We start from the raw sequence: 16,830 nt of genomic DNA on the forward strand, positions 1-16,830 counted from the left end.
CCCAATAGTGCAAACGGTCTTACAGACCTCCTATTTTAGCGTGGTGGTATATGAGGACGGTTGACTTCGCCCCTACGGAAAAGGCTATACCTCAACCGTAACTGTAGATGAAATCATTTCCGTTTATTTATAGGTTTTCGTACTGATCGTATACTTAGCAAGTGCTTCTTTATTAATGTGATAACCTATGCCTGGCGTTGTTGGCACCGTTATTTTTCCGTCCTTCATCTCTACTTCTGGTGTAATAATATCTTGTGCCCAGTAATGAGCTGAACCTGAATTATCACCTGGTAGTGTGAACTGCGGTAATGAGGTTAGCGCGACATTATGTGCCCGGCCAATACCCGCTTCTAACATGCCCCCGCACCAAATAGGAATATTTTTTTCATAGCAGTAGTCATGAATTTTACGCGCTTCTGTTAATCCACCTACCCGCCCAATTTTCACATTAATAATTTGGCAACTTCCGAGCATGACTGCACGTTTAACATCCGCTAAAGAATGTATACTTTCATCTAAACAAATCGGTGTTTTTAAAGCGCGTTGCAACGTAGCATGCTCTACAATATCGTCATAAGCTAATGGTTGCTCAATCATAAGTAATTGATAAGCATCAAGCTGCTGTAAATGTTCAATATCATCTAGTGTGTAGGCTGCATTCGCATCGGCCATTAAAGGTACGTCTTTGTATACTTGACGAATCGTTTTGATTACTTCGATATCAGCACCCGGTTTAATTTTAACTTTAATGCGACCGTACCCTTGATCAATCGCATGTTTGACCGCTTGCAATAACGCTTCCTTTGTTGGTTGTAAACCGATGGCAATACCTACATCAATACACGTTTTTTCACCACCGAGCGCTTGAGCTAAAGACTGCTTTGTTTGTTGGCAATAAATATCCCATATTGCGCCTTCAATACTAGCTTTCGCCATATTATTCATGCGAATGCTAGAAAACAATTCACTGACCTCATCAGGATGATGCAATACTTTGCCAAGAAGCATAGGGATTAAAAAGTCTTCTAACATATGGAGGCTAGTTTTAACAGTTTCTTCTGTATACCAAGGCGCGACAAAGGCGACACATTCGCCGTAGCCAACTGTGCCGTCCTCATCTGTCGCTTCGATGACTAATAGTTCCTTTTCATCCATTGAGCCAAAACTTGTAGTAAACGTAAAGTTCATTGGCATTTTTAAATGATATATTTTAACTTGTTGCAATTTCATTATTACTTACTCCTTATAAAGCTAATAGCGAGCGCTTTGCAATTACATAGTGATTAACATGTTGCTCACCACGTAGCACATCTACAATGGCATAACCTTGTGCAAATAACGTTGTTAAAATCGCACGTATTTTATAGCGCCAATCTTCCGCTAATTGTGGGCTTTCGATTTTTAATTTATGAAAATAGTGAGGAATAGCTACAGTATAAGCATCTTCAGTATAGTGTTGCTCTGTATCAAAGCGTGTTATCGCTGGCAAACCAGCTATCGTTACTTCCCACGGTACAATAGGCTTAGCATTTTCAGTTAATTCTTCTATCACGTCTGTTGCACGTTCGCGCTGTACCCACCACTCTACTATAATACGGTCTGACGGTAAGCCACTGTTAAAATAATCATGCAATTCACCGTAATAATCATTCACATACGTTTGGCTAATGGCACCTAACTTTTTAAAGCCGAGCAGTGCATTCGTAGAAACGAGTGGATCAATCACCCAACGAATTTCATCATAGCCACGCTCTTTCGCAATTTCCTTTTGTGTATGTTTTAATAGTTCACCAATACCATGTTCTCGATAAACTTGCTTTACACCTAGCTTATGTGATGTCACATACATTTGTCCTTCGTTGAAGCCTATAAAGCTATAACTAAAGCCTACTAACTCGCCTTTATAATAGGCACCTAGTAAAATGCCGCCGTTGCGAATGGCGCCTAATGTTTGGTGCGTTGGTAAAACGGCTTCTTCCCAAATCTCTTTATCTAGTGCTTGTAATTGTTCGAGCTCTTCTGCTGTCGTTAACTCTTTTACTTCAACTTGTTGTAACATACTTACCCCTCCTGATTTGCTTGTTGTAATGCCTTTAATAAGACACGTGTTAAAATTTCTATCCCTGTAATTAACCTTGCTTGGTTAAACTTCATGTGGGGGTGGTGCAAGCCTGGCTCTAGCCCACAACCTAAGCCAAGCATCGTTGTTTTTAGTGCAGGACGTTGCACCGCATAATGGTGAAAGTCTTCTCCGCCTGGTGTGTGCACAGGTGGGCGAAGATTAGCCTCCCCTACACTATCAATAATGGCTTGTTCCATTAAATGCATAGCAATAGGGTTAACTTCTGCAGCTACAATATCCGAGGCGATATGTGTATTAATTTTCACGTGGTAGAGTAACTCTTCAGAATCCATCACGCGCTGGATATTGCTTTTAAGTTCCTTCATTACACTATTTTCTTGAGCACGCACGTCTAGTGTAAATTCAGCACGACCAGGTATAATATTAGCTGCTGTGCCACCAGCTTGAAATCTCGTCATCTTTACGGACGTAGGCACCATAGGGTTCGTATAGGTAGAGCGTAAGTCTTCTATAATGGCCGCGCCTACTTCTATCGCATTTTGCCCAAGATGTGGACGCGCAGCATGAGCATCCTCCCCTACAATATTACCTTCTATCGTAACAGATGCGCCGTGGTATAACGCCCCGCAATAAGTACCATCACTTAACTCTTCTACAGGACGCACATGTACACCAAATAAATAAGTTAAATCGTCAATGACGCCTTCTTTTAATACTGCAAGCGCCCCTAAGCCTTTTTCCTCCGCAGGCTGAAAAATAACGCGAATCGTGCCTTGCCAATTTTGCGGCAATTCCTTTAGTAATAACAAAGAGCCTAAAGCCATTGTCATATGCCCATCGTGGCCGCAGGAGTGATTAGCTTTAAAAACACCATCTACTTCTTGCCAAAGGGCATCCATATCCGCACGTAAACCTATAAATGGCGCCCCGCTTCCTACATCTACGTATAAGCCGGTACAGTTTTTAAAGCGATGAGGCGTGTAACCTGCTTCTTGCAACACACGCTCAATATAAACAGTTGTATTATATTCTTCAAAGCTAACTTCAGGGTTAGCATGTAAGTGTTCAAATATTTTCATAATCTTTGGACGCAATTCGGTCAACGGTTCTATCATTCAATCAATCCCCTCTAAGTAATTGTAAGACTATTATATACAATTTGTTAGTGTTACACGTCATATTCCCCTTTTTAGCCAAAAAAAATGCTTAGCCGACATGGAGCCAGCTAAGCATCTTTTTATTTTACCCCACGCATCGCTTTAGAAACGATAGGTGAAATGATTAAAATTATTATCCCGAAAGCGATGGCAATCCCGCCAATAATACCGAAATATAAAAATTCAGATACAACTTCATATACTTTCGCTAATTGTGCGTTAATCGCTTGTGCAGCAGCGCTTGTTAAAAACCAAAGACTCATTGTCTGAGCAGCAAAGGCTTTAGGCGCTAATTGTGTCGTTGCTGATAAGCCTACTGGTGATAGCAATAACTCTCCAATAACAACGAGTAGGAAACTCACTACTAACCACATCGGACTCACTAAGGTTGTGCCACCTGATAATGATGAAGGAATCATCATGATAATAAATGACAGCCCCGCAAAAAATAAGGCGTACGCAAACTTACGAGGTGTTGAGGGTTGTTTTTCTCCCCATTTCACCCACAGCATCGCAAACATTGGTGCGAGCGTAATAATAAATAATGGGTTAAGTGATTGGAACCAAGACGACTTTAACGTAATGCCTAGGAAGTTTAAGTTCGTTCGATCATTAGCATATGTCGCTAGTATCGTTGCCCCTTGCTCTTGAATAGCCCAAAAAATTACCGCCGAAATAAATAACGGGATATACGCAAGCACGCGTGATTTTTCATCCTTTGTCGTTTTCTCACTGCGATACATTACAATAAAGAACATCGTAGGTATTAAAATACCGAGCGTTGTAACAACTAAACCGAATGTATTTACAGTTAGTAAACCTTGCGTGTGAAGTGCATATGCAGCTAAGGCAATAACTACTGTACCACCTAGTGCCATCATTACTGTTTTTTTACGTTCTTCAGGCTGAAGCGGATTGTTCACTTGTGTACCCGCTATGCCTAAGTATTTTTTCTCCGTTAATTTAAAAATTACAAGACCAAAGAACATACCGACAGCTGCGATACCGAAGCCTAAATGGAAACTGTATGTTTGACCAATTGTACCAACGATTAATGGGGCTAAAAACGAACCCGCGTTAATCCCTGTGTAAAAAATAGAGAAACCTGCATCACGACGATAATCGCCATCTGCATAAATATCACCAACAATACTTGATACGTTAGGCTTTAGTAAACCTGTACCGATAATAATAAAGGCCATTGATGTAAATAGCATCTCTACTCCACCTGGCAACGCTAGTAGAATATGACCAATCATAATTAAAATACCACCGTAAAAAATTGTCTTACGTGTACCTAATAAGCGGTCAGCTACCCAACCTCCAATAATACCTGACATGTATACGAGGGAACCATATAGCGCCATAATAGAGTTCGCTGTACCTCTATCTAAACCTAGTCCCCCCTCATTTAATTCGTAATACATAAAGAAAATTAAAATTGCGCGCATTCCATAATACGAAAAGCGTTCCCAAAACTCTGTGAAAAATAGTGTCGATAACCCTTTAGGATGGCCTAAAAAGCCTTTTTGCGGCACACTTTTGACAATATCGTCTTTGCTCAACATAAAAATACCTACATCCAATCCATCTTACATGTGTAATAAAGTTTTATTTTATCGGAATAAATGATATTTTGCAATAATTTAAAATTAGTCTGAATATCGTTTAAATTCAATAAAATCAATAAATTTATTCCTTTTCATTCTTTATTATATTATATTCATAAATATAAAAAACGATAACTACGCATGCGCAATTATCGTTTTTCTATTTCAACTCATATATTCGCTAAAGCGTTTCGCATCCTGCTCGTTAAGCTCAACGCGTAACTTCGTGCCCGCCTCTTCATAATCTGTGGCTGTAACAGCAGCGTTTTCGTTTAAGTAGGCTACTAAATCACCACGATCGTACGGAATTACTACTTCACATTTTACATAGTTCGCAAAAACATGCTGACGAATTATCGTTAATAGCTCCGTTAAACCTTCGCCTTGTTTAGCTGCTAACCAAATATGATCGCCGCTCACTACAGGATAAGGTTTATCGGTTAAATCACATTTATTATAAACATGTACAGTAGGAATGCCTTCTACGCCAACAGCTTTTAATGTGTCGTCTGTTACTTCCATCATATAACGGTATTCTTCGTGAGAAACATCGACTACGTGTAAGAGCAAATCTGCATTACGAGCTTCCTCTAATGTCGAACGGAAAGCTTTTACTAAATGGTGAGGTAATTTACTAACAAACCCTACTGTATCTGTTAATAAAAAAGATTTTTTATCCTCCAGCTCAATTTGGCGAACCGAAGTTTCAAGCGTAGCGAAAAGCATATCTTTTTCCATTACTTGTTTATGCGTTTGTTGACCTGTAAGCGCTAGTAATTGATTCATCACAGTAGATTTTCCTGCATTCGTATAACCAACTAGGGATACTACAGGTAAAGCATTACGCGTACGTTGTTTACGCTGCGTATCTCGCTGGGCTACGACTTGCGCTAGCTCTTTTTTTATTTTACTAATTTGATCTTCAATTTTACGACGGTCAAGCTCTAACTTAGTTTCCCCAGCACCACGGTTTTTAAAGCCGCCGCCTGTACCGCCACCTTGACGACTAAGGGATGCACGCAAACCAACAAGCCGTGGCAGCATATATTGGAGCTGTGCAAGTTGTACTTGAAGCTGAGCTTCTTTTGTCTGTGCACGACGCGCAAAAATATCTAAAATTAACATCGTACGATCGATAACTTTACAAGCTAACGCTTCTTCTAAATTACGAATTTGAGACGGTGTTAACTCATCATTAAAAATAACAATATTAGCCCCTGCTTCTTCATATAAAGCTTTAATTTCATCTATTTTACCTGTCCCTACATAATAACCAGGATTAATGCGATCTAAGTTTTGCGTCACCTCACCGACAACTTCTACATTTAATGCATGTGCTAAATTTTCAAGTTCTTGCATGCCATATGTAAAGTGATGGTCTTTTTGTAATTGTACACCTACGATAATGGCATACTCTTGTAAAGTCTCAATGTCTTTCATTCTAACAGCCCCCCTCTAATATAATTTCATCTTAACATATGTTACAATTAACCCCATTATGAAAGGGGCGAACATGTTATGGAGTTTGCACAAATGCTTGAGGCATTAAACGAACGCATCTTAAATGAACAATTAATCCACGCGACGATTAGCCAGCCACGTATGCGCTCAAATGAAGTAAAGCGTATCAAGTTAAAACCGGTGATGGTAAAAGAGCGTTATCATATTCAAGTTGAATACCAATACGAACGTATTTTAAAGCATGATAATATTGTATTAGCTGACTTCCCCGCAAAACTAGAAGCCATTTTTGCTGATTTCCGTCAGGCACAATTACGCTTTACAGAGGAAAGTGTGCACATTCAGCTTTCAAAGAAAAACAAAGTACTTTGGAAACAAAATGCGGAACAAGTAACGAATGCCAGCCTTACACATAACCGCAAAAAGCAGTATGTACTTGAGGAAAACACCGCCTATCCTTTTTTAGTACGTCTTGGCGTACAAACAGCTGATGGTAAAGTGAAGCAAGCAAAGTTTGATAAGTTTAAACAAATTAATCGCTTCGTTGAAATGATTGATGACAGCCTTAGCTATTTACCTAAAGACCGTACGATCCGTATTTTAGATTTCGGCTCTGGCAAATCCTATTTAACTTTTGCACTCTACCACTATTTAAAAATTGAAAAAGGCCTAGACATTCATGTTACCGGGCTTGATTTAAAAAAGGAAGTTATCGAAGAATGCGCGCAAATTGCGAGAGATTTAAACTATGAGCACCTTGAATTTTTAGTTGGTGATATTAATGATTATAACGACGAAACCGCTGTTGATATGGTCGTAACCTTGCATGCCTGTGATGTAGCAACGGATATGGCATTAGCGCGCGCTGTACGCTGGGGTGCAAGTGTTATTTTAAGTGTACCTTGCTGTCAGCACGAACTTAATCGTCAGTTGCAAGCACCTGCGTTAGATATAATGTTACAACATGGACTTGTTAAGGAACGCTTTGCTGCCTTAGCGACAGACAGTATTCGGGCCGAAATTTTATCGCTCGTTGGCTACGAAACACAGCTGCTAGAATTTATCGACATGGCACATACACCTAAGAACATTTTAATCCGTGCTTACTATACAGGTAAAAAGCCAAGTGCTGAGCAATTTGAGCGTTACGAGCGTTTCACTCAACTACTACATGCACAACCCTTCCTAGCGAAGGAATTAAAAATCGAGCGACCATAAGCGGCCGCTCGATTTTTTTATACTTCTTGACGCAATGCTTGAATGACATCAATCTTTGTAGCTTTGCGTGCAGGACGCCAACCAGAAATCATTGCCACACCAATACTAATAGCAGAGGCAATAACGACAAGTTGCCACGGAATAGCAGAAAAAATCATTTCACGCTCGCCGATATCTTCACCCGTTGCCATCTCTAAGACAATCGGTAGTGCAAAGTTAACCGTAACGCTAATCACATACGAAATAATTACCGCAATTACTGTGCCAACAATGCCAATAAAAGCACTTTCCATTAAAAATAAACGTTGAATTAATTTAGGGCTTGCGCCAATAGCCTTTAATACACCAATTTCGCGTGTACGCTCAGTTACTGCCATCGTCATCGTATTAAAAATACCAATAGAAGCAATTAATACGGCAATGGTGCCGACAAATAATAGCCCTGCCTTAAATACGGCAAAGAACACATTAATTTGGTCCATCTGCTCAATAACAGAGTATACACCTAAGCCTTCTTTTTTCAGTTTTGTTAGTAAAGGCTTAACGTTTTCCATTGAGTCCATGTGAATAATATACTCACTTGGGAAAGGATCAGGTTGTAAGCCTGCAAAGAAGTTAATAGCTTTATCGCTAAATATAACTTGATTATCAATCATCCACTCATAGCTTGGCGCTTGTAGTATACCTACTACTTTAAATGGTTTAACCACTTGTTGTTCTTCATCATTTTCGACAGTAAGTGTTACGGTTTGCCCAACAATATTACCTTTAAACCCTTCGTCTTCACCCATATAATTTTCTTGCTTTTTATTCGCCGCTTCTACTTTTTCGTTATAGGCTTCTTGATCTGCCTCATTCATTAAGCGCTGTGCATAATGGTAGCCAACGACAATTTCATCTGCTGCCTTTGGATAACTACCTTGTGCTAACTTGCCATTTACCTTTTGGAAAGCAGTCATGTCATAAAACTTGCCTTCACTATGTGCCTCGCGGTCATCAAGCTCAGATTTTAAAGCCATTGGCAAATGTGTTTTTTGTACAACCGCTTTAACATTATCTTCGTCTTTAAGTGATGCTGCTCGCTCTTTTGTTAAACTATCATCATAAAGCTGGATACGGGTCACAGCTTCGTCTGATAAAATTTCATTTTTAACGGTTTGTTGAAGCCCAAAACCAACAGAGGCAAGCACAATTAAAAAGGCACAGCCAATCGTTGCCGCAAGAATGGTCATAAATACACGCATTTTATTTTTTACAATATGCTGTTTCACAAAGTCCAATTGGTCTTTCAGTAACATTAGGCTTCCTCCTTTAATTGTCCGTCATGCATTTTTAATCTGCGATGCGCAAAGCTCGCAACCTCGTCATCATGCGTAATAATTACAAATGTAATACCAAACGCTTTATTTAAATCTGCAATGAGCTGAAGAATTTCTTGTTCGGTTTCGGAGTCTAGGCTACCTGTCGGCTCATCCGCTAAAATAATTGGCGGGTTTGTAATGAGTGCGCGCCCGATACTGACACGTTGCTGCTGACCCCCTGATAACTCATTAGGATAATGTGCGGCGACTTCTGCTAATCCGATACGTTGCATAAGCGCTTCAACACGGGATTTGCGTTCACTTGCTGGTATGCCTTGTAGTTTTAAGGGTAACTCAATATTTTCAGCCGCAGTTAAACCCGGCATGAGCTGAAAATTTTGAAAAACAAAACCAAAGTTTGTTAAGCGAAAAGCTGCGTGCTCCGCCTCATTTAAGCCTGTTGTTTCCTTACCATTAATTTTTACGCTACCTGTATCAGCCTTCATAAAACCTGCCATCACTTGCAGTAATGTGGACTTACCAGAGCCACTCTTACCAACTATAGCTACGATTTCCTTTGGCTTAATCGTAAAACTAATTGCTTTTAATACGTGAATAGGTTGTTCTGCACCCTTTTTACCAATTAAAAAGGTATGCGCAATATTTTGTACTTCTATCATGTATGTACGCCTCGCTTTCATTACTTACTATACGAGGTAAATCTTAATGTTAGCTGTTGATAATTATTAAGATTCTCTGAAGAAAAAAGGTCGAGCGCTAGGCTCGACCTTTAAATTTTGGCAGTAAATTGTTGATGAGAAGCAATCACTTTTATCCTGTCACACCCTTGAGTTCAGTTACTCCTTATATCGACCTACATAAAAAAACACCTTCACAATAAATGTGAGGGTGTTGAGCTGATGTAATACGTTGTATCAGCACTTGTGTTAATTTGTACAGGCTTAGGCTCGTAATATTTAAAGAATAAATAAATACTTAATGCACAACCAACCGCTACTAAAATTGCGAGGGTAATGATAATCGATGCCATTTTCTTACCGTTCATAAGGCTGCCTCCTTATTGTTTTTTAAAGCCTTCCTCATAAAGATAAGCCTTTGCCTCTTCATACGTACCGAAAGCTTCTTCAAAGTTATCATTATAATAAACAACCCATGAGCGTTGTTCAAATAATAATTTGATTTTATCACCACTTACATTTTCCCAGTCTTCCTCGACATTTGTGTCTTCTGACAAATAAGCGATAGCTGCTGCAATAATTTCACGCAGCGCCTCTTCATCATAGTCACGAATGTTTACCATACTTTTAACGGCTTGTTCGCTATATTTTGGCATATCTCCTACAAAGACAAAGCCATTACCATTCGGATGTAATTTTTCTACGACAATTTTCTTTTCGTAAAGACTCTCCTCAAAATGATAATTTACACGTTTTAATGAAATTTCTTTTTTAGTTAATTCAGGAAACGATTCAATAATCGCTTGTTTTTGTTCAAATGTTAGCACGTTGCCAACTCCTTTTCTACAATCTCTCTACAGTATAGCCCAAAAAAAGATGCTCGAATATGACTTCGAACATCTTTTCATTAAATTGATTTAGTTGCAGCTTTTTTAATTGCTTGACGCGAATCATAAATATTTTTCACAAGTACTTTCATCACTGCATAAAATGGTACAGCGATAACAATACCTACAAACCCAGCAATTTTGCCTGATGCCAAAATAATGGTAATTACCGTCAGCGGATGAATATCGAGTGACTTACCCATAATTTTAGGCGTAATAAAGTTGCTGTCTGTTTGCTGTGCTACGAGCGTTACAACCGATACCCAAATGGCTAACATCGGGTCTTGAATTAAAGCAACAATCAAAGCCGGTGTGAAAGCGATCCAAGGACCGATAAAAGGTATGACGTTCATAAAAAATGCAAAAATAACGAGTAGCAATGCATAATCTAGCCCTATGATTAAATAACCGATAAACATAATGCTCGCCAATAAAAAACTAATTAATAGTTGCCCTTGGATATAGCTTCGTAATACATTATCAGTATCACTTAATGTTTTCTTTACCCATTGGCGACGTTCCCCTTGGAATAAGCCGTAAATACTCGGTGCAAATTTCTCGTGATCTTTTAGCATAAAAATTAAAAAGAATGGTACAAGAATAGCTAATAAAGAAACTTGTACGACCGATTGTAAAAAGCTCACTAACCATGTGCTTGCTACTACAGCAATATCTTGTACAGAATTAGTAAGATTATCAATGACTTCTAACAATTGCGGTGGTAAGTTATCTTTATTACGCAAATAATAATTTACACCGTCTTCTAATTGTCTACCAATTTTAGGTGCATTTTTTACAAGTTCATTTACTTGATTTGCAATAGGTGTCCCAACAATCATTAAGAAAGCCGTAACAAATGCTAAAATTGTTAATAAAATCGTAATTGTACTCCAGCCACGTGTAAACTTATGCTTCTCTAGAAAACGTTGCATCGGTTCTGTTACATAATATAATACGCCACCTAATAATAAGGGTACAAAAATGGTTTTAAGAATTGTGACAAGTGGAGAGAAAATCCAATTTACTTCGATAAAGTACTTAATAATTAATAGCAGAAGTAAAATACCAATACCTACTTGAAACCATACTTTTCTAGTCACCAATCCACCTTCTTTCTTCTTACAATTTATCATCCTCAACTTGATTAAGATAAGCGTTAACTGTCTCAATTACAGCAGCTACTGTACCTTCTTCAAATGGTGAATTTAAATCCGCTGCCGCTACAAGTTGCGTAAAGGACTGCGTGCCTCCTAATTTACATAGTTTAACATAATCTTGCCAAGCAAGTGCAAAATCTTCACGTGATTTTTTCCAAAATTGAAGTGCACAGATTTGCGCTAATGTGTAATCAATATAATAAAATGGGCTGGCATAAATATGTTGCTGACGCTGCCAAAAAGCACCTTCCTCTAAATAAGCTATCCCATCATAATCACGATGTGGTAAATATATTTTTTCGATTTCACGCCACTTTGCATTACGCTGTGCAGGTGTCATCGTTGGATTTTCATAAATCGCATGTTGGAACTCATCCACTGCTACACCGTACGGTAAAAATAATAATGCACTACTTAAATGACCAAATTTATATTTTTCTGTTTGTTCTTTAAAGAATAGTTCCATCCATGGCCACGTAAAGAACTCCATACTCATCGAATGAATTTCACATGCTTCATGGGTTGGCCAAATGTATTCAGGTATGCCAACATTACGGCTTGAGTATACTTGGAAAGCATGACCCGCTTCATGCGTTAATACATCAATATCACCAGAAGTCCCATTAAAATTAGAGAAAATAAACGGCACGTCATAGTCTTCTATAAACGTACAATAACCGCCGCCTTCTTTACCTTTTTTCGCAACTAAATCCATTAAATTGCGCTCAATCATCATCGTAAAGAATTGCTCTGTTTCTTTAGAAAGCTCACTATACATTTTTTGTGCATTGTTAACAATCCAGTCAGCGTCTCCTTGAGGTGTTGCGTTGCCTGTTAAGAAATTTAAACCTTCATCATAAAATTTTAGGCTATCTACTCCAATGCGTTGGGCTTGGCGCTTATAAAGCTCAGTTGCTACAGGCACGATTTCATCACGCACTTGATCACGGAATTTTTTAACCATTGCCGCATCATAATCGACACGATCCATACGAATATAGCCAAGTTCTACAAAGTTTTTATACCCTAATGTTGTAGCAATTTCATGACGTAACTTTACTAAATCATCATAAATGGTATCAAACTGTTGTTGATGCTCTGCATAAAAACCAAAGCGTGCCTCCGTTGCTTGCTTACGAACACTACGATCTGTAGATTCTAAAAACGGACCTAATTGCGCTAACGTTAATGTTTCGCCGTTAAATGGTATTTGAGCAGATGCTACTAATTCTTGATAAGCCGACGTTAATTTATTTTCTTGTTGTAAGAGTGGTAAAATAGCTGGCGAAAAAGCATCTACTGCATTTTGCGCTAAAGCAAATAATTGCGTACCCCACTCTTGCTCCAGTTCTTTACGGAATTTAGAAGCCACAAGTGCTGCATAATACTCGCTTTGTAATGCTTCAAAACGTGGGCCAAATTCGTCTAAAAAATCACGCTCTGCTTTGTAAAATTCGTCTAATGTATCAACACTTGCACGAATATAGACAAGCGTTGCATTTGTTTGATACGTTGCAGCAATCTCATTCCACTTTGTGATGACCTCACTCTGTTGTTCTTTCGTCTCGGCATCGTTAAATTGTGTTAGCAATGCTTTGTGTTCGCTTGCTATTTGCGTTAAATTTGGACGTTCATATGGAAATTGTTCGAAGGTTTTCATAGTTGCCACTCTCTTTTCTTGAATATTTGTACTTTTCTATTATCATACGAAAGCCTTGCGCTTGCAATAAAAAAGCGGGTCATACACTAACGCCAGTAAAAAAACGCCCTCATAAATAGGGCGCTTTACTATCAACGTATGCGGAAGCGAGCGATCGCTTCATTTAATGCAATAATTTCATCACTTAATTCATTTGCCGAAGTCGTGACAATAGCAATTGCATGTTGTTGTTCTTCCACAGAAGCTGTCACTTCTTCTGCGGCTGCTGCATTTAACTCACTCATATCAGCTACTGTAGCAATTGCACTCGTCATAATAGTTTTAGATTGATCAATGGCACCGACACTCGCAATGACTGCATCAATAGATTCTACAATATGTGTTACCGCCTGCTCTAATTCTTCAAAAGCTAGCTCTGTGTATGCCACAGATTGGTTTTGTTGTTGTACAATTTGATACGTTTTTGTCATTTCATTAGTGACTAAAGATGTCTCTTCTGTAATACCGCGTAGCGTCGTACGCACAGAATCTGTAGCGGATACCGTTTGATCAGCTAACTTACGTACTTCTTCCGCTACTACCGCAAAACCTTTGCCATGTTCACCCGCGCGCGCTGCTTCGATTGAAGCATTTAATGCTAGCAAGTTCGTTTGGTCAGAAATATCGCTAATTGTCCCGACAATCGTCTCAATTTCTTGCATTTTATCTGTTAAATGAGTAAATACTAAACGCATGCGCTCCATAATTGTAAACGTCTCGTCGGATTTTGTTTTTAGCTCTTGTAAACTCGTTACACCTTTTTCATTGGACTGCTTCATCTCATTAGAAGAAGCATACATAACCGTATTGCGATCTTGCAATATTTTCAATTCATTGGCAAATTGTTGCGATGTCTCTTGGGTGTTTTCGGCGCTCACCGCTTGCTGTTCAGCACGCGTTGAAACTTCGGTAATTGCTCTCACGATTTCATCACCGTATGCTGTTGTTTCTTCAGATACTGCTGATAAATTCGTTGATGTGTCTTTAATTACTGAAATTGCACCTTCGACCTCCGTAATTAACGCTTTCAAATGAGCTACCATTTGATTAAAGTTACGATTTAATGAGCCAACCTCATCTGCTCTTTGTAAATCTTCTAGTGGCATCGTTAAATTGCCTCTCGCAACTTCTCGTACACGTTCCGTTAAACGTGCTAGCGGGCTCGAAATATGTCGTGCCACGATGGAGACAACGATAATACCTACTATGATAGCAATGACAAGCATCAGTATAATTTTTTGTAAAATACTTTTTGCAGGCGCGTTAAAATCCTGCATGTATGTACCAGCTGCTATCGTCCAACCCCACTCACTATCCGTCTTAGAGTAGACGACTTTTTGTGCAATCGTTGTTGAAAAAGGAAGTGCAAAGTGATATTTTGTAAACCCTCCTTGTTCGCCTTGCTCAATAACTTCTCGAATAAAATATTCACCGTCCGTATCCTTCTCTTCCCATAAACTTTCTCCTTCACGTGTCGGGTGCATAAGTAACACACCATTAGCATCAACAATATATAAATAACCTGTCTCTCCTAAATCAGCTGGGTGTGTGATTTCTCTCTTACCATCATTTTGTTTTGCACCTAGCAATAAGGTTTTGACCTCCTCTTGTGCTTCTTCTAACGTTAAGTTACCCGCGTAAAAATCACGTTTGACGCTAGATAGTAGTTGCATAGATGTTTCAACGCTATTTTTCAATACTGTTTCCCCTAATGTATTTAAGCTGCTCTTAGCTTGCGTATAACTAACGATAGCCATAATAGCACTCGGTATGAGGAGTAAAGCTAGGCATAAAATCGTAAGTTTTCCCCTTATACTATTAATGTATCCCATATTCCTCGCCTCCCCCTGATGTTTTATACTACTTTTGCAATATACTTCTATTATCCATTAGCACAATGAATAAGCAATACTTTTATTGATTTTTTTGCTAGTTCATTCACTTTTTCTAGCGATAAAACATATTTCATCTTTTACTATAAAGAAAATCGGCATAGAAAAAGCCAACATTTCTTTGAAGTGAAATGTTGGCTTTTTGTATTATGCTAAATCTGCGTTATGATATACCGATTGCACATCTTCAAGATCTTCTAATGCATCAATTAGCTTTTCGAACTTCTCTGCATCTTCGCCTGCTAAAGCTACTTCAGTTTGTGGTAGCATTGTTAATTCAGCTACGGTAAAATCAGCGATTCCTGCTGCCTTTAACGCTTCTTGTGTTGCGAAAAATTGATCTGGTTCTGCATACACAATGACGTGGTCATCTTCTTCAAAGACATCGCGTGCATCTACGTCAGCTTCTAGTAAAATTTCTAATACTTCATCTGCAGATTTGCCTTCTAATCCAAATACAGCTGTTGCATCAAACATATAAGCAACTGAACCACTTACACCCATATTCCCACTATTTTTACCGAAAGCCGCACGCACTTCCGATGCAGTACGGTTAACATTGTTTGTTAAGGCATCCACAATGATCATAGTACCAGCTGGTCCAAAGCCCTCATAACGTAATTCATCGAAGTTTTCTTCGCCGCCACCTTTAGCTTTTTCGATAGCTTTCTCAATAATATGTTTCGGTACAGAATACGTTTTAGCACGCTCTAACACTACTTTAAGTGCTCGATTGGCTTCCGGATCTGGTTCGCCTGATTTTGCTGCTACGTAAATCTCACGACCAAACTTAGCATTTACACGGCTAGTACTTTGGTCTTTCGCCGCTTTTTTCTCTTTAATATTATTCCACTTACGACCCATGTCTGTCATCTCACTTTTCTTATTTTCTGTCGTTTATTTTACTACTAGTGCTAACGTTTTGTAAAAGAAAAACTTATAACTCTTTAGCATTAAACGTATCGCCACCTTGAATTGTACCGTTTTTATAGCCATTTTTAAACCAGCGCTTACGTTGCTCAGAAGTACCGTGTGTAAAGCTTTCTGGTACAACGTAGCCGCGCGCCTGCATTTGCAATGTATCATCACCAATAGCATTCGCTGCCGTTAATGCTTCGTTTAGGTCTCCTACATCAAGGTAGCCTGCATTTTTTTGGTGGTGTGCCCAAACACCCGCATAATAATCTGCTTGTAATTCTAATTTTACTGTAGCTGCGTTATAAGATGTTTCATCCACTTTACTGCGCAATGCATGGACTTTTTGTGATGTCCCTAATAATGTTTGTACGTGGTGCCCTACTTCATGCGCTACGACATAAGCCATTGCGAAATCACCAGGTGCTTTAAAACGCTCTTTCAACTCTTTATAAAAACTTAGGTCAATATACAATTTATGATCTCCTGGACAATAAAATGGACCGACTGATGCCCCTGCTACACCACATGCTGATTGTACACTATCACTAAAAATAACTAAGGTTGGCTCTTCATAAGTGAGTCCGTTATCTGTGAACTACCCACCACTTATTGACCTTGCGGTCTAATTGAAGTGGGGGCTTCTCGACTTATCGTTGCTTTTACTAGCCAACGAAAACTGACCGAGCTAACCCTCTTGTTCCAAGAGTTTTTGTTTCTATGCTAATGCCAATAGGCGAATGCCTTCATTT

14 protein-coding genes and 1 pseudogene are annotated in these 16,830 nt (G+C 38.9%); 1 reads left to right on the forward strand and 14 read right to left on the reverse strand.

Translation table 11 applies throughout. From position 1 onward, the window contains the following. Nucleotides 1-123: 123 nt before the first annotated feature. From menC to hflX, 5 genes are all read right to left on the reverse strand, one after another. A complete protein-coding gene (gene menC / locus DDE80_RS02970) occupies nt 124-1,230 on the reverse strand; it encodes an o-succinylbenzoate synthase (RefSeq protein WP_108306200.1) in 1,107 nt (368 codons plus the stop codon). Nucleotides 1,231-1,243: 13 nt separating this feature from the next. Continuing rightward, nucleotides 1,244-2,059, reverse strand: a complete 816-nt coding sequence (locus DDE80_RS02975; RefSeq protein WP_108306201.1) for a GNAT family N-acetyltransferase — start codon at nt 2,057-2,059, stop codon at nt 1,244-1,246. Nucleotides 2,060-2,061: 2 nt separating this feature from the next. Next, complete coding sequence (locus tag DDE80_RS02980; RefSeq protein WP_108306202.1) at nt 2,062-3,198, reverse strand: M20 peptidase aminoacylase family protein; 1,137 nt, start codon at nt 3,196-3,198, stop codon at nt 2,062-2,064. A gap of 122 nt (nt 3,199-3,320) precedes the next feature. After that, entirely contained in the window at nt 3,321-4,808 is a 1,488-nt protein-coding gene (locus DDE80_RS02985; RefSeq protein ID WP_108306203.1) for a peptide MFS transporter, read from the reverse strand. Nucleotides 4,809-5,015: 207 nt separating this feature from the next. Then, on the reverse strand, nt 5,016-6,290 hold the full coding sequence (gene hflX / locus DDE80_RS02990) for a GTPase HflX (RefSeq protein ID WP_108306204.1): 1,275 nt from the start codon (nt 6,288-6,290) through the stop codon (nt 5,016-5,018). A 78-nt stretch (nt 6,291-6,368) separates the two neighbouring features. Between hflX and DDE80_RS02995 the strand changes: the two genes are divergently transcribed. Continuing rightward, nucleotides 6,369-7,529 (forward strand): class I SAM-dependent methyltransferase, encoded by a 1,161-nt coding sequence (locus tag DDE80_RS02995; RefSeq protein ID WP_108306205.1) that lies wholly within the window; start codon nt 6,369-6,371, stop codon nt 7,527-7,529. A gap of 17 nt (nt 7,530-7,546) precedes the next feature. On the opposite strand, the gene DDE80_RS03000 is transcribed toward DDE80_RS02995, so the two are convergent. From DDE80_RS03000 to ypfJ, 9 genes and pseudogenes are all read right to left on the reverse strand, one after another. Next, nucleotides 7,547-8,827 (reverse strand): ABC transporter permease, encoded by a 1,281-nt coding sequence (locus DDE80_RS03000; RefSeq protein ID WP_108306206.1) that lies wholly within the window; start codon nt 8,825-8,827, stop codon nt 7,547-7,549. Further along, nucleotides 8,827-9,510 (reverse strand): ABC transporter ATP-binding protein, encoded by a 684-nt coding sequence (locus tag DDE80_RS03005; RefSeq protein ID WP_108306207.1) that lies wholly within the window; start codon nt 9,508-9,510, stop codon nt 8,827-8,829. The genes DDE80_RS03000 and DDE80_RS03005 overlap by 1 nt, the downstream gene beginning before the upstream one ends. A 212-nt stretch (nt 9,511-9,722) precedes the next feature. Beyond that, the gene (locus DDE80_RS15100) at nt 9,723-9,896 is read right to left on the reverse strand and encodes a hypothetical protein (protein ID WP_161952256.1); all 174 of its coding nucleotides are present in this window, start codon (nt 9,894-9,896) and stop codon (nt 9,723-9,725) included. A 12-nt stretch (nt 9,897-9,908) separates the two neighbouring features. Then, complete coding sequence (locus tag DDE80_RS03010; RefSeq protein ID WP_108306208.1) at nt 9,909-10,355, reverse strand: hypothetical protein; 447 nt, start codon at nt 10,353-10,355, stop codon at nt 9,909-9,911. Between the two features lie 80 nt (nt 10,356-10,435). Then, complete coding sequence (locus DDE80_RS03015) at nt 10,436-11,515, reverse strand: AI-2E family transporter (protein ID WP_108306209.1); 1,080 nt, start codon at nt 11,513-11,515, stop codon at nt 10,436-10,438. Between the two features lie 19 nt (nt 11,516-11,534). Continuing rightward, entirely contained in the window at nt 11,535-13,232 is a 1,698-nt protein-coding gene (locus tag DDE80_RS03020; protein WP_108306210.1) for a M3 family oligoendopeptidase, read from the reverse strand. 131 nt (nt 13,233-13,363) lie between these two features. Continuing rightward, nucleotides 13,364-15,103 carry a methyl-accepting chemotaxis protein gene (locus DDE80_RS03025; RefSeq protein ID WP_108306211.1) on the reverse strand — a complete coding sequence of 580 codons (1,740 nt, stop codon included), beginning with the start codon at nt 15,101-15,103 and terminating at the stop codon, nt 13,364-13,366. 207 nt (nt 15,104-15,310) lie between these two features. Next, nucleotides 15,311-16,027 (reverse strand): YebC/PmpR family DNA-binding transcriptional regulator, encoded by a 717-nt coding sequence (locus DDE80_RS03030; RefSeq protein ID WP_108306212.1) that lies wholly within the window; start codon nt 16,025-16,027, stop codon nt 15,311-15,313. A 73-nt stretch (nt 16,028-16,100) separates the two neighbouring features. After that, nucleotides 16,101-16,676: pseudogene (ypfJ, locus tag DDE80_RS03035) on the reverse strand (KPN_02809 family neutral zinc metallopeptidase); the annotation flags it as partial. Nucleotides 16,677-16,830 lie beyond the last annotated feature (154 nt).

Source organism: Metalysinibacillus jejuensis (assembly GCF_003057615.1).
GTDB lineage: Bacteria > Bacillota > Bacilli > Bacillales_A > Planococcaceae > Metalysinibacillus > Metalysinibacillus jejuensis.